Below are 14,652 nucleotides of genomic sequence, written 5' to 3'. Positions count from 1 at the left end.
ATTGTCACGACGCTTTTTTCGCGTTTTAGACCAAGGAAACTAACAAGGTATAGGTTAACCGTCCTTATGCGTAAAACAATTTTAGCGACAGCGCTTTTGCTTTTGTCAGGCCAAACTTTGGCAGAAACCGATCCGAACAGCCCTTCAGTAATGAGCAACTTTAGCTACGATTACGTTGAGGCAAGAATTGGTGCTAGCCCAGTAACCTTTGGTGCTGCTTTCAGTAAATCTATTCACCCTAATGCTCACCTCATTGGACGAGCTGACTCTGAGTTTGAAGGTGATTACGACACTGGTATCGGTTTTGGTTTCCACGCCCCTATTAACAACTGGGCTGACCTCACCGGCGAAATGCTTTTCCGTCTAGTTGATGACGGTGCAGCCAAGGGGACAGATACAGGAATGGAACTCAACCTTGGTGTACGTCAATGGTTAGGTCCACAGCTAGAAGTTGGCGGTAAAGGCGGTTACGTTTCTATCAATGATGACGACGAGTGGACAGCTTCCATCTACGGCCGTTTCCATTCTACAGAGCTGTTCTCAATTGGTGCAGAAGCGCGCTTTAACGACTTCTATGGTGACCAGTTGATGTTCACCACGCGTTTTAAGCTGTAATACTGACGCATCTGATGTAAAAAAACCGAGGTGATTAAACCTCGGTTTTTTGTGCTCAATTAAGCAAAGTGACTAAGAAAAGGCAGTATCAAAAGTCAATGCTATTGGCACCCAGCAAGCAACTGGCGTTTACGCGGCTCTTCGATGAGCTTCCAATGAATGCCATCAATGGCGCCTGCAAACTTCCAAAGTAGTTTCACGTCGACATCATTGCCATACGCTTCACGAACTTTGGAAAATACCTCCGAAGCACCTAGTGCCATAAAAGTATCAACATCATCAACTCCTGCTTTTTTCACCATACGCTCAAGAGTGAGTTGCATATTGGGTAAGTCGCGTAGACGGCGATTCGCAGAGGACTTTTTAAAGTTGCGTTCTGATACTGAAAACTCAATCGACTGCTGAACAATGCTGTCCAACGAATCGTGCTTGCTTTCTAACAGGCTAGTAATATCGTAGTAATTTACTGTCGCTGTCGTTTGTCTTTTGACATGTTTGTATTTTTCGCACCCTAAGCCAGTTAGTTGTGTATCAAGCTGTTCACCACCGCGGATAAATACCTTATCGGTACTCATTAGCGAGAACATAGCATCTTCTTGAAAAAGACCTGTCCCACCAAACATGGACCTTTTCGTAAAGTTACCAAACTTACTGACATATTGTACGAACATTTGCTCTGTCATATCCATTGATCCTTGTAATCAAAATAACCCCGATTAATACGATCACCAGATACCAGCAGCTTTAAGCGATAAAAAATAACATCTTCGACCAACAAATGATTTTTTAATATGACGTTGTATCGAATTAAAGTACTAGAGATGATAGTTAACGTTGCAAAATAAGTCCGTGCACTCGTCACATGATTTCGATCTCAAATTCCCCAATTAGTGACCAGAATCACAAGCAGAAACAGTGGTATTTTTTCGCGCAAAAAAAGATTTCCAAACCGAACCCAGTTTTATAAACTGACATACATTCAATTTGCTGCAGTGATAATTTGCCTAACAAAGACATTCGAAGTTACACTATAAAACGGTTATGCAACGTCAGCACATTATATGAATCATCTATCTTTTTATTGGCTTCCAGAAAATAATGACCTTCTAATAAAAGGCATCGAATCAGAATTTGCTCAGCTCATCGAACAATCGATCAGTACGGGCAAAATTTCTCTTCCCCCTATTCCCGAAGTTGTTCTCCGAATTCAAAAGCTCTGTACTCAAGATTCCACGTCTGTTACCGATGTTGCGGATAGTCTTTTGGAAGACCCCGGTCTCGCCGCGATTGTTATTCGCGTTGCCAACTCGGTGATATTTAACCGAAGAAATATCACGTGTACTGACTTAGTAACTGCCGTTTCTAGGTTAGGTATTCTCAGAGTAAGAGATATTGTTACTGCTCAAGCTATTGAACAGCTTAAGCACTCGGTCAATATGAGTAGCCAGTGCAACCGCATATTGATTGAAAGTGCCGCAAACTCAAGGGAACTGGCGGCGACTATGGTCATGGTCGCGCGCGGATTTAAAGAGAGCGGCGATGTACGTTACAGGAACATTGAAACGGACAAAGCTCTTTTGGCAGGTTTGCTCGCTGATATTGGACTATTCTGCATTGTCAACGAGTACTATTACTACCTAGAACGCGGTAACTACCTTGACGAAAACATCGCTTTGCAAATTTTCAATAGCCAATGTGCTCAAGCAAGTAAACTCGTGCTTTCAAACTGGGGATTCGACGACGATTTTATCGAAGTGTCTATGAACCATGCAGATGCTAACTCAGATTATGACGTAAGTTATCTCGACATCGCTCGAATGGCTAACCACATTCTTATGTTCCGCCGTAAAGATGATCTCATCGATGAACACAAAGTCGAGTTTGACGTGACTGGTGCTGATATTCTTTATAAGCTCAGTAACTTGAGTGATATGGAGTTTGACTCTCAAATTAACGATGTGATCAGTGCAAGTGGCCTTTAACCTTCGGTCGTGACCATCAACAGGAAGTAACATGTTTTCAGGGATGTTGTTTATCTTTGCCCCTCTGGTGGCAGGATATTTTATCGCCGTTGCAGACCAAAAGAAGTTAGAGCGAATCAACTCAGCGACTTCCCATCTGATTTATCTCATTTTAGCCTTGATGGGACTGAGCCTTGCTGCACTAGACAACCTAAGTCAGAACCTACAGCTTATTATACAGTACACCGCGGTGTTCTTTTTCTGTTTAGGCGCCGCCAATCTTGCGGTCTTGCCATTCATAGACAAACTATTTCCCATCGAAACCGACGTTAAAAGTAGCAAACTCCCCCTGTCGAGCATGGCATTAGAGTCACTAAAGCTTATTTTTGTCGTTGGTGGAGGATTGGTTGCTGGCTTGCTGTTGCCCCTCAGCCTGTCATGGGTAGATACCGCCAGCGAGTGGATACTGTTTTTGTTACTGTTTTTTATTGGTATTCAGTTGAGAAACAGCGGTCTCACCCTAAAGCAGATCCTTATAAACAAGCAGGGCATGCTGATCGCTGGAGCTGTCATTGTCAGTTCATTTATTGGCGGCCTAATCGCTGCGGCGATATTGAAACTTCCCTATTACCAAGGCTTGGCAATGGCTTCGGGGTTTGGCTGGTACTCGCTGGCCGGTATTCTTATGGGCGATGCTTTTGGCCCAGTGTTTGGCGGCACATCCTTTTTGATAGAGCTACTTAGAGAGCTTGTTGCTTTAGTGCTCATTCCTATCTTTATTCGTTCAAAACCGTGTACTTCAATTGGTTATGCCGGTGCCACAGCGATGGACTTTACACTGCCAATCATTCAAACTACCGGTGGTGTACGATGTGTTCCGGTAGCGATAGTAAGCGGTTTTATACTCAGCCTCTTAGTACCAGTCTTGATGCTGTTCTTTGTCTCTCTTGCAGGCTAGATCGCAGAAATCTGTACTAAAGTCTCTATTATTCTTCGAATTACTATAAAAGCCATAGCCATAAGGCGACTGGGATAAATGTCAAAAGGAAATACTATGAAACGCATGATTGTTGCTCTAATGCTCAGCGCGACCTCAACGTTTGCCTTAGCAGATGACAATACTTGCCTGTCCAAGAAATACGACGCGTATATTGATGCGTCTTTACACTGGTACGAAGATTTAACGGCCTTAACTGCCGAGCAAGATCCGAACTTAACTGAAGTGAGCCAATGGTTTTTAAACGGCCGTAAAAATCACTTTGAACTGAATCGCGCAGCTGTCCATTACTACTTAGAGAATGACCCATCGAAAGTGGCGACTGCTCAAGCTGTAGAAGGCTGGTTAAAACTAGAGCAAAAAGACATCAAAGTTTTGGCCTCTCGAAGCGACGAGTTAGGACATCTGGCGAGAACGACCTTTAACGATCGTCAATCTAAGCGTCATCACCAGAATTACGAGCTTCGCTCAGCCTTTGCTGACTTGCTTAGTCATCCGACAAAGATTGATACCGCACTTAAAAGATATAACAGTGCAATCAGTAAGTTAGAAGAGATAAAGTGCCAATAGGCCCCCTCTCACTAGGATGGCAGTGACAATTAAAACGGGACATTGGTCCCGTTTTCGTTTAGATTGTCCCGCCTGCAATAAAAATCATTAGAGCAATGTAGCTGTATGGTATCGGAACAAAAAACGGCGGATGTGAGTTTCGAAAGCTTACTTCGAATCTTCACCGTTCCAGAAGGACCTGACTCCACTCTTACCAAAATGGAAGAAGAGTTATCGCGCAACTTAAATAAGTTTTTGCGCGAGCATATCGTTGCGGAAGAAAAACCGCTAAGAGATATCGAAAAAGACTTTTTAAACCCCATTATCCCAGAACAACCAGAGTTTGTTTCAGAACATACCGAGCACTTGCTAGATACGCTAGTTGCCCAATCAGTTCATACTTCTGCCCCGAGCTTTATCGGTCATATGACGTCGGCACTTCCCTATTTCTTGATGCCGCTTTCCAAGATTATGATCGCCCTTAACCAGAACTTGGTGAAGATCGAAACGTCAAAAGCATTTACGCCGTTAGAGCGTCAGGTGTTAGGCATGCTACATCGCCTGATTTACTCTCAAGATGACTCTTTCTATCAAAAATGGATGCACAGCGCTCAGCACTCGTTGGGGGCATTTTGTTCTGGGGGCACAATAGCCAACATTACCGCGCTATGGGTTGCGAGAAACAATGCCCTTAAAGCGAATGGAAACTTCAAAGGCGTAGAGAAAGAAGGCTTGTTAAAAGCCATGAAGCACTACGGGTATGAAGGGTTGGCGGTTCTCGTTTCAGAACGCGGACACTATTCGTTGAAAAAAGCCGCCGACGTTTTAGGCATAGGACAAGAAGGCTTAGTAGCCGTTAAGACCGATAACAACAATCGCATCTGTCCAGACGCGCTAAGAGATAAAATCCGCGAGCTAAAACAACAGAGTATTAAACCTTTTGCCGTTGTTGGCGTCGCTGGTACGACAGAAACAGGCAGTGTCGATCCGTTGCAAGATATGGCAGAAATTTGTCAGTCTGAAAACGTCCACTTCCACGTTGACGCTGCTTGGGGCGGTGCCACACTGATGTCGAATCGCTACCGTCACTTACTCAAAGGGGTTGATCTGGCCGACTCGGTCACCATCGACGCACACAAGCAGCTCTACATCCCTATGGGTGCCGGAATGGTGCTGTTTAAAAACCCCGACGCAATGAAGTGTATTGAACATCACGCTCAATACATTCTTCGCGAAGGCTCAAAAGATCTCGGAAGCCACACTTTGGAAGGCTCACGTTCGGGAATGGCGATGCTGGTCTACGCGGCTATGCACATTATTAGTCGCCCCGGCTATGAGTTATTAATCAATCAAAGCATTGAAAAAGCGCACTATTTTTCTGATTTAGTTAAAAGCCAAAGCGATTTTGAGCTTATCTCTGAACCCGAACTGTGCTTGTTAACTTATCGCTATGTTCCAGCTCCTGTTCAGAAGGCTTTACGCAAAGCAAATCCTGAGCAAAAAGCGCAGCTTAACGAGAAGCTCAATGAGCTAACTAAGTTTGTGCAAAAGCGCCAACGGGAAACGGGCAAGTCTTTTGTGTCGAGAACGCGTCTAAACCCTATCGAGCACAACAAGCTCAACACCATAGTGTTTAGAGTCGTACTTGCCAACCCACTAACGAGCTACGAGATTTTACAAGCCGTTTTAGATGAGCAACGCGAGATAGCAAGTCAAGCACCACGCTTATTGGAAGCGATTAACCAACTCGCCGAGTCTATTTAATAATATGTGTTTGAGCTAACTGGCTGAAAATTTCTTTCTTAAGAAATGTAATTTATCTATCAAACATCCTTAAATTTTGGCTATTTTTACCGATATGCATCACCAAATCCGTAGTTTAGCCAAAATAATGTTTGAGGCTTGTCATATTCTTATCAATTGAGCAGCACAAATGTTACTGTAAACCTTTGCGTTAGGTTTATACTGGAACCATGGCGCTGGTTAGTTGCTGCCCATTTGGAAACACATGATTTCCCCGCTTGTGCTACAGGCACTCGGTATAACCAGCGAGTTGTTCTCTATACCCCTGTGAACACTATGAACACATTAGAAAAAATTCAAAAGAATCTAGAAAATTTCAGCAAGTCTGAAAGAAAAGTAGCGGAAGTAATTATGGCTTCTCCGCAAACTGCTATTCATTCTAGTATTGCTACACTGGCTAAAATGGCCGATGTAAGTGAGCCCACTGTTAACCGCTTCTGTCGTCGTTTGGATACCAAAGGTTTTCCAGATTTCAAATTGCACTTGGCGCAAAGCCTTGCCAATGGCACGCCATATGTAAACCGCAATGTTGAAGAAGACGATGGCCCTGATGCATACACCCACAAGATTTTCGAATCGACTATGGCTTGTTTGGACGTTGCTAAAAACAGCTTAGACCCAATGCAAGTCAACCGAGCGGTGGATCTTCTTACTCAGGCCAAGCGAATTTCATTTTTTGGATTGGGTGCCTCTTCTGCCGTTGCAAAAGACGCTCAAAACAAGTTTATCCGATTCAATATCCCTATTACCTGCTTTGAAGATATTGTTATGCAGCGCATGAGCTGTATTAACTGTACCGACAATGACGTAATAGTACTTGTCTCCCATACGGGTAGAACTAAGAGCCAAGTAGAAATTGCCAACCTTGCCCGCGAAAATGGCGCAACGGTTATTGCGATCACTGCGAAAGACTCACCACTTGAAAAAGCGGCATCTCTATCTATCTCATTAGATGTACCAGAAGACACGGACGTATACATGCCAATGGCAAGTCGCGTAGTACAGATGACGGTGATTGATGTGCTGGCGACTGGCTTTACACTACGCCGTGGAACGGGATTCCGCGAAAATCTAAAACGCGTTAAAGATGCGTTGAAAGACTCGCGCTACGACAAGTTGTCGCACTTTTAAGTGAGCACTCGCCACAATGTTAAACGGAGCCAATTGGCTCCGTTTTTTATTGGCTTTGCAACATACCTGATTCGTTTACCAAGTTCGCGCTGCTGTCCATTGCCGAATCGGAATCGAGCACTTGCTGGCATTCACCTTGGCAACGACACACTTGATTGAGAATGTCGATAAGGCGCTCACTGGTTAGGGGGATAGGATTGCCACGAATTGCGACGGACATCAATGCGTCAGAGGCGACTTGCTCGAAAGAAGTGGAACACACACCAAATTGGTTAAGCTCGGGGATCTCAAGCTTATCCAACATCATTTTAATCCAAAGCACACCGTCTTCTTTACAAGCGTTGTTGCGCCCCGTCACTATTGCGGAGATACGCTGATAACGATGCAAAACATCTTGTCTGCCGAGTTCTTTTGCCGCTTTAATGTTTTCAGACATGACATGAGGCGCCAACCTCGCTTTAATTACCGACGCCGGAGCGTTGAGCTTTCCGCCTAATGCAGAAACCAAACCATGAGCAGCCCCTAGCTTAGCATTTGTGGTCGCCATTCCCCCTAACATTGCAGCAAATGCGAGATCGGCTCTGGCACTATGGTCATCGTGTAAGCATCCTGCAAGAACAGAGCGACTTAACCTGCGCAAACCCTCCTCGCATATCATATCAGTCAGGGGATTAGGGTCTCCACATACATAAGCTTCCATTAGGTGAGCAAAAGCGTCCATCGCCCCTCTACCCGACAAATATCGATTCATACCATAAGTTAACGTCGGATCGACTATCGCCACGTCAGCCACCATATCAGGGCTTCTTAAACTGACTTTTACTTTATCTTGCCCAGAGCGCAGTACCGCGTTTTTCGTTACTTCCGCACCCGTTCCTGCGGTCGTTGGGATTGCGATAAAAGGCAGCGGCTTAGATTTAAGTGGCACCTCTCTACCCACTACTTCAACATAATCGTAAACGTCACCTTGGTTGGGAACGATGGCGGCCAAAGCCTTACCCATATCGATAACGCTTCCCCCACCCATGGCAATAACCATATCCGGCTGAAACTTACGACTGACTACCGCCGTCTCTTCAATCATCGTAATATTGGGTTCGCCTTTAATGGCGACGTGCTGATAGCGAAACTTTTGACTCTTTAAATAGTGAATCAAAGGTTCACAACGCTTGGTAGACTGGCCGGTAACAAGAAGTACGCTGTATCCGTAATGATTGATTTGCGAGAGAGAAGAGTGGAAAGCGCCTTCACCAAAAACAATGCGCGTTGCGGTCATAAATTGAAACATGCTGCCATCCCTGTTTTTACTTATGCCCCGAATAGTCGGTGCCAAAAAGGTGTGCCTTGCTATACAAGCTTGCTACTAGATCGAAAAAAAATACTTGAGCTAGTACGACTTCTCACAAAGTCCTTAGCTATAATATGGGCTTTGTGCGACTTAGACCACATCTGACGAATATTTAACCCCCAATGCCGTGCTTTTGAACGATAGATTTTACCTATTAAAACGAAAGGTAATTGCTACTTTATTTCCTACCTTCAATCGGGCATAGTGACACTATCAAACAAAGGAGACCGTCAGGGCATTAACGTTTTCGAATCCAGCCCGACACCTTCAGTTAACAGATTCAGGAGAATTACCCTATGTTCGTTGTTATTTTCGGCCGCCCTGCTTGCCCATACTGTGTTCGTGCAAAAGAGCATGCAGAAACTCTTAAAGAAAAACGCGATGACTTCAACTACCGTTATGTTGATATCCAAGCTGAAGGCATCTCTAAAGCTGACCTAGAAAAGACCGTTGGTAAGCCAGTAGAAACCGTGCCGCAGATCTTTGTAGACCAAGAGCACATTGGCGGTTGTGACGACTTCGAAGCATACGCAAAAGAAAACTTAGGCCTTTTTGACTAAGTTACCGATTTTGTTGAAAAACCCGCTCACTTCGAAGCGGGTTTTTTTATGGCAAAAGTACAAAAAAACTAATGCGAAAAGCCTAAGTTAACTACTTAAATTTTTGCAATATTCGGATACAATTCCCACACTTACTTTATTCATTCTCGCTTAGCTTAATAGAGCCGCTCCGTGAACATAGATGTTGTACTCTTGCTCGATCAAAACCCTATCTTATTGATATTTGTTGTCCTAGCGATAGGACTGGCCATTGGCAAAATTCGTTTTGGTAACTTCCAACTTGGCAACTCCATAGGAGTGCTATTCGCTTCATTGGTGATGGGCCACTTGGGATTTAGCTTCAACGCCGAAGCGCTCACCATCGGATTTATGCTGTTTATTTATTGTGTTGGTATCGAAGCGGGCCCGAACTTCTTCGGTATTTTCTTTAGAGACGGTAAGCACTATTTCTTGTTGAGTATGGTGGTACTCTCTTCCGCACTTTGCATCACTTACTTTAGCAATGTCTACCTTGGCCTAGATTACGGTTTGTCAGCGGGCATGATGGCCGGAGCGTTGACCTCGACACCGGTTTTAGTCGGGGCACAAGATGCGCTTATGTCTGGTTTGGCGACCGTACCGAGAGAACTGAGCTTCTCGGAAGTGTTAGACAGCCTATCCGTTGGTTATGCCATGGCCTATTTAGTTGGGCTATTTAGCATGATCACCTTTGCCAAACTCATGCCTAAACTACAAAAACAAGACCTTTCCGACTCCGCTCAACAGATAGCGCGTGAGCGCGGCATCGGTAGCTCTGGCCAACGCAAAGTGTATTTGCCAATTATCAGGGCATACAGAGTAGGACAAGAGCTGATCGATTGGACTGATGGAAAGAACCTGCGCGAGCTGGGTATCTATCGACAAACCGGATGCTACATTGAACGTATTCGACGCAACGGTATTCTCGCCCATCCCGATGGCGATGCCATATTGCAAGAAGGCGATGAAATTGCGTTAGTAGGATTTCCTGATAGCCACGCTCGACTCGATCCAAGCTTTCGAAACGGCAAAGAAGTATTCGACCGAAATTTACTTGATTTAAGGATTGTAGAAGAAGAGATCGTTGTAAAAAGTGACTCTATCGCCGGCAAGCGACTTTCTGATTTAAACCTTTCTGAATACGGCTGTTTTCTTAACCGCGTAGTCAGAGCGCAAATCGAGATGCCAATGGATCTCGATATCGTTCTCGCCAAAGGGGACATCCTTCAGGTCAGTGGAGAAAAAAGCCGCGTTCACGGCCTTGCTGAGAAAATTGGTTTTATCTCCATCCACAGCCAGATGTCCGATCTGCTGGCATTTTGTAGCTTCTTTATCCTCGGCGTTCTGTTTGGCTTGGTCACTATGACATTTGGACAAGTCTCTTTTGGCTTAGGTAATGCCGTTGGCCTGTTGTTATCCGGAATTACACTTGGATTCTTACGCGCAAACCACCCTACTTTTGGTTATGTACCTCAAGGGGCGTTAAACATGATTAAAGATCTCGGTTTAATGTTCTTTATGGTTGGGATTGGATTAAGTGCTGGTGGGAAAATGTTTGAACACTTAACCCAGTTTGGCTTACAGATCTTGGGGGCGTCATTCTTAATTTCGGTAGTGCCGGTAGGATTAGCCTACTTAGTTGGGGCTTACATGTTAAAAATGAACCGCGCGTTACTCTTTGGAGCCATAATCGGTGCCCGCACATGCGCGCCTGCAATGGACATTGTAAACGACTACGCTAAGTCGACCATACCTGCTCTGGGTTATGCGGGAACATACGCAATCGCCAATATTCTTATGACCTTAGCTGGTACAGTGTTGATTATTCTCATATAAGCCCTCACCTCTACTTGTTGTAGAGTCAAAGTACCCACTATTAATCGTAAAAAAGGCGCTCTACTGAGCGCCTTTTAGCTATCTAATTATCAACTAGAGTTTAGATATTGATAAAGTCTGTTTCCACTAGTGGGTTAACATCTGCTTCGTAATCAACACCTTCAACGCCAAAGCCAAATAGCTTCAAGAACTCTTCTTTGTACTCAACGTAATCCGTTAGTTCTTTCAGGTTCTCTGAAGTGATTTGCGGCCAAAGGTCGCGACAGTGGTTTTGGATATCGTCGCGAAGTTCCCAGTCATCTAGGCGAAGACGGTTTTTCTCATCAACTTCTGCTGCACTGCCATCTTCTTTGTATAGACGTTGGCTGAACATACGATAGATTTGCTCCATACAACCTTCGTGAATGCCTTCTTCACGCATTTTCTTAAACACCATGGCGATGTAAAGAGGCATAACTGGAATTGCAGAGCTTGCTTGTGTCACTACAGACTTTAGAACAGCAACGTTTGCGCTACCACCAGTGGCAGATAGCTTCTCGTTTAGAGCCGTTGAAGCGCGGTCAAGGTCCATCTTAGCTTTACCCAGAGCACCTTCCCAGTAGATAGGCCAAGTTAACTCTGTACCGATATAGCTGTATGCCACGGTTTTACAACCGTCAGCCAGTACACCAGCTTCTGATAGTGCATTGATCCAGAGTTCCCAATCTTCACCACCCATAACGGTAACAGTGTCTTGGATTTCTTGCTCAGATGCTGGCTCGATGCTCGCTTCGATAATCAAGTCTTTATTTGTATCTACCGCAGTAGAAGTGTAAGTATCACCGATAGGCTTAAGCGCTGAACGGATTACTTCACCTGTTTCAGGTAGCTTACGTACAGGAGAGGCAAGTGAGTAAACCACCATGTCTACCTGACCTAAGTCTTCTTTAATAAGATCTATGGTTTTTTGCTTCGCTTCATTTGAGAAAGCATCACCATTTAGGCTTTTAGAGTAAAGGCCTGCTTCGCGAGCCAACTTGTCAAAAGAGGCTGCGTTGTAGAAACCCGCTGTTCCCGGTTTCTTTTCTGTGCCTTCTTTCTCGAAGAAAACACCGATAGTAGAAGCATCGCCACCAAATGCCGCAGCGATACGAGAAGATAGACCGTAGCCACTTGAAGAGCCGACAACCAATACACGCTTAGGTGCATCTTTGATAGGGCCTTGTGCTTTAGTGTAAGCGATTTGTTCTTTTACGTTAGCTTCACAACCCACTGGGTGTGTTGTGGTACAGATAAATCCACGAATTCTAGGTTTGATGATCATATTCAACTTCCTTCAAAAATCCCCGCTAGGATAAAAGGTTCATCGTTAAATCGCATCTAATTTCTTTAAAATCACTGCAAAATAATAAGTGGTTGGAGCACTTAACCTAAAATTCATCAAAAAGGGCACCCTAAATAGGTGCCCTTGCATTGGTCTGAAGCTAGGCGACATTATTGAGCTTGGGCTTACTTGAGGTCTCGTTTGTCCTCACTTCACTCATATCATGGCTAAAGTGATCAACCTGTATCGCTTTATAGCGCAGCTCTTCGGCTCGCTGGATTTTAGCGACTTCTTCCGCGGTTAATACTCCTGCCTCTAGTGCTTGTGATAAGCGAGCAGTAAGTAGACCTTTTTTCTCTACTTTGCCTTCTTTAGCCGCTTGGATTAGTTTGCGCTCTAGTCCTTTGATCTCGTACATCGCAAGGAAAGCTTTCTCCATCAAGCCCACACTGTCATCTTCTTCTTTACCGATGTAACAAAGGTGTGTAAGGCGATTTCGATGAGCCCCTGGCGTCATCAAGCTCTCGGCAAGTTTAACAGTCAACTCATCGCTGGGTTTAGCATAGTGATTGCCCAGTGGGAAAATTATCGCTTTCAACAAGGTTCCAACCCCTGCCACTGGGTAGTTCGTAAAGGCTTCTTGTAACGACTTGGCTCCGTGGTACAAACAGTGTTGAACAGCATAGTGCACATAGTCTAAGTCTTGTTGCTGACGACCCTCATCTTCGTACTTTTTCAGCGCCGCTGACGCCATGTAAAGATACGCTAATACATCTCCCAAACGAGCGGAGATCATCTCTTTGCGCTTGAGATCGCCCCCTAGTGTTAACATCGCAAAGTCTGCACTTACTGCCAGCGCTCGACTTAGGCGAGTCATCTCTTTGTAGTACTGCTTCGTCGCACCACTCATTTCTGCTTTAACAAAACGCGAACCCGTCAGGGCCGCACCCAATGCGCCAAATGTGTTTTTAGTGGCATGGGCAATGTGTTTGAACAGTAGTTTGTCGAACTCTTTTGCCGCCTCTTTTTCATCTGGAATTTCGGCAACTTCCATCTCTTTGAGGACGTAGGGGTGGCAACGGGTTGCTCCTTGGCCAAAAATCATCAAATTGCGGGTCAAGATGTTCGCCCCTTCTACGGTAATCGCTACTGGAATACCGAGATAGTGGGTCGCTAAGTAGTTCATCGGCCCGTCTTGTATCGCTCGACCGGAATGAATGTCCATGGAGTCATTTAATATGGTTCTGGCCATTTCGGTCATATGGTACTTAGCAATCGCGGTGACAATACCGGGTTTCTCTTTCATATCCAATGACGTGGTTGTTAGGGTTCTTGTCGCTTCGAGAAGATAGGTTAAGCCCCCAACTCTTCCCAAGCTTCTGCCACACCTTCAAACTTGCCAATCGACATACCAAATTGCTTGCGAACATAGGCGTAAGCACCGGTCGTGCGCGATGTTAAATGGCCGATAGCAGTACCTAAAGCGGGTAACGATATACCTCTGCCTGCCGACAGACACTCCACCAGCATACGCCATCCTTTACCTGCGTATTCTTGGCCGCCAATCAGCCAATTCATTGGAATAAAGACATCCTTACCACGCGTTGGGCCGTTCATAAAAGCCAAACCTAGCGGATCGTGCCTTTCGCCGATTTCTACACCAGTGTGGTCGGCAGGGATCAAAGCACAGGTAATACCCAGTTCTTTTTTATCACCTATGAGTCCGTCGGGGTCATACATTTTAAAGGCTAAGCCGAGTACCGTTGCCACTGGGGCTAGTGTGATGTAGCGCTTGTTCCAGTTCAGACGCACCCCTAAGACTTCTTTGCCTTCGTGCTCGCCATAGCAAACGATGCCTTCGTCGGGTATGCCACCTGCATCGGAGCCCGCTTCTGGGCCAGTTAAGGCAAAGCATGGAATGTCGGTACCATCCGCTAAACGCGGCAGCCAGTAGTCTTGCTGTTCTTGGGTACCGTAGTGAGATAGTAGCTCTCCTGGGCCGAGTGAATTAGGTACCATAACAGAGACCGCAGCACTGATACTTCTGGTAGCGATGCGTGTCACTATGGTCGAGTTAGCCAGCGCTGAAAACTCTCTGCCACCGTATTTTTTAGATATGATCAACGAGAAAAATCGTTCTTTTCTCAGGTATTCCCACACCTCGGGTGGTAAATCTCTGTCTTGTTTAACGATTTTGTAGTCGTCTAACATGGCTAACAGCGTTTCTAGCTGCTGGTCGATAAAGCCTTGCTCTTCTTCGCTAAGTACTGGCTTTGGATAGTGGTGAAGCTTGGTGAAGTCTGGGCTACCGGAAAACAGTTCCCCATCCCACCACACGCTGCCAGCTTCCATCGCTTCTTTTTCGGTCGTAGAAAGAGGAGGAAGTACTTTTTTAAACATTTTAAATGCAGGGTCACTAACCCATTTTCTTCGTAGAGAGCACATAATCAGATCCTTTTGTTCACTTTAAGCACTGCAGTGGTGCCTTTGCGTATCCGGTTTTTTTATTATTGATTTAGTCTGTCGCTGAT

General features: G+C 45.1%; 11 protein-coding genes and 1 pseudogene. 8 read left to right on the top strand and 4 right to left on the bottom strand.

The features are described from left to right. The first annotated feature begins 66 nt into the window (after positions 1–66). Positions 67–615, top strand: coding sequence for a hypothetical protein (locus BLO31_RS09460; RefSeq protein WP_070965156.1), 549 nt, complete (start codon positions 67–69; stop codon positions 613–615). Positions 616–716: 101 nt separating this feature from the next. Here BLO31_RS09460 and BLO31_RS09455 read toward each other — a convergent pair whose 3' ends face one another. Then, positions 717–1,304, bottom strand: coding sequence for a TfoX/Sxy family DNA transformation protein (locus BLO31_RS09455; RefSeq protein ID WP_070965151.1), 588 nt, complete (start codon positions 1,302–1,304; stop codon positions 717–719). Between the two features lie 372 nt (positions 1,305–1,676). On the opposite strand from BLO31_RS09455, the gene BLO31_RS09450 reads away from it, so the two are divergent. From BLO31_RS09450 to BLO31_RS09430, 5 genes are all read left to right on the top strand, one after another. After that, on the top strand, positions 1,677–2,597 hold the full coding sequence (locus BLO31_RS09450; RefSeq protein WP_070965148.1) for an HDOD domain-containing protein: 921 nt from the start codon (positions 1,677–1,679) through the stop codon (positions 2,595–2,597). Positions 2,598–2,628: 31 nt separating this feature from the next. Further along, positions 2,629–3,534: a LysO family transporter gene (locus BLO31_RS09445; protein WP_070965145.1), complete on the top strand. Its 906-nt coding sequence runs from the start codon at positions 2,629–2,631 to the stop codon at positions 3,532–3,534. A 96-nt stretch (positions 3,535–3,630) separates the two neighbouring features. Next, a complete protein-coding gene (locus tag BLO31_RS09440; protein ID WP_070965142.1) occupies positions 3,631–4,143 on the top strand; it encodes a hypothetical protein in 513 nt (170 codons plus the stop codon). Positions 4,144–4,248: 105 nt separating this feature from the next. Then, on the top strand, positions 4,249–5,886 hold the full coding sequence (panP, locus tag BLO31_RS09435; protein WP_070965138.1) for a pyridoxal-dependent aspartate 1-decarboxylase PanP: 1,638 nt from the start codon (positions 4,249–4,251) through the stop codon (positions 5,884–5,886). Between the two features lie 315 nt (positions 5,887–6,201). Continuing rightward, positions 6,202–7,056, top strand: a complete 855-nt coding sequence (locus BLO31_RS09430; protein ID WP_070965135.1) for a MurR/RpiR family transcriptional regulator — start codon at positions 6,202–6,204, stop codon at positions 7,054–7,056. A 46-nt stretch (positions 7,057–7,102) separates the two neighbouring features. Here BLO31_RS09430 and BLO31_RS09425 read toward each other — a convergent pair whose 3' ends face one another. Further along, positions 7,103–8,344: an iron-containing alcohol dehydrogenase gene (locus BLO31_RS09425; RefSeq protein ID WP_070965132.1), complete on the bottom strand. Its 1,242-nt coding sequence runs from the start codon at positions 8,342–8,344 to the stop codon at positions 7,103–7,105. Between the two features lie 356 nt (positions 8,345–8,700). On the opposite strand from BLO31_RS09425, the gene BLO31_RS09420 reads away from it, so the two are divergent. After that, positions 8,701–8,964, top strand: coding sequence for a GrxA family glutaredoxin (locus BLO31_RS09420; protein ID WP_070965128.1), 264 nt, complete (start codon positions 8,701–8,703; stop codon positions 8,962–8,964). Positions 8,965–9,135: 171 nt separating this feature from the next. Next, positions 9,136–10,818 carry an aspartate:alanine antiporter gene (locus BLO31_RS09415; protein ID WP_070965124.1) on the top strand — a complete coding sequence of 561 codons (1,683 nt, stop codon included), beginning with the start codon at positions 9,136–9,138 and terminating at the stop codon, positions 10,816–10,818. Between the two features lie 100 nt (positions 10,819–10,918). On the opposite strand, the gene fabV is transcribed toward BLO31_RS09415, so the two are convergent. Further along, positions 10,919–12,121 (bottom strand): enoyl-ACP reductase FabV, encoded by a 1,203-nt coding sequence (fabV, locus tag BLO31_RS09410; RefSeq protein ID WP_070965121.1) that lies wholly within the window; start codon positions 12,119–12,121, stop codon positions 10,919–10,921. Between the two features lie 160 nt (positions 12,122–12,281). Beyond that, positions 12,282–14,566 (bottom strand): annotated as a pseudogene (locus tag BLO31_RS09405) (acyl-CoA dehydrogenase). Between the last annotated feature and the right edge of the window lie 86 nt (positions 14,567–14,652).

This window comes from Vibrio sonorensis, from assembly GCF_001854765.1.
Classification (GTDB): domain Bacteria; phylum Pseudomonadota; class Gammaproteobacteria; order Enterobacterales; family Vibrionaceae; genus Vibrio; species Vibrio sonorensis.
This window is presented reverse-complemented; position numbering and strand designations above follow the sequence as displayed.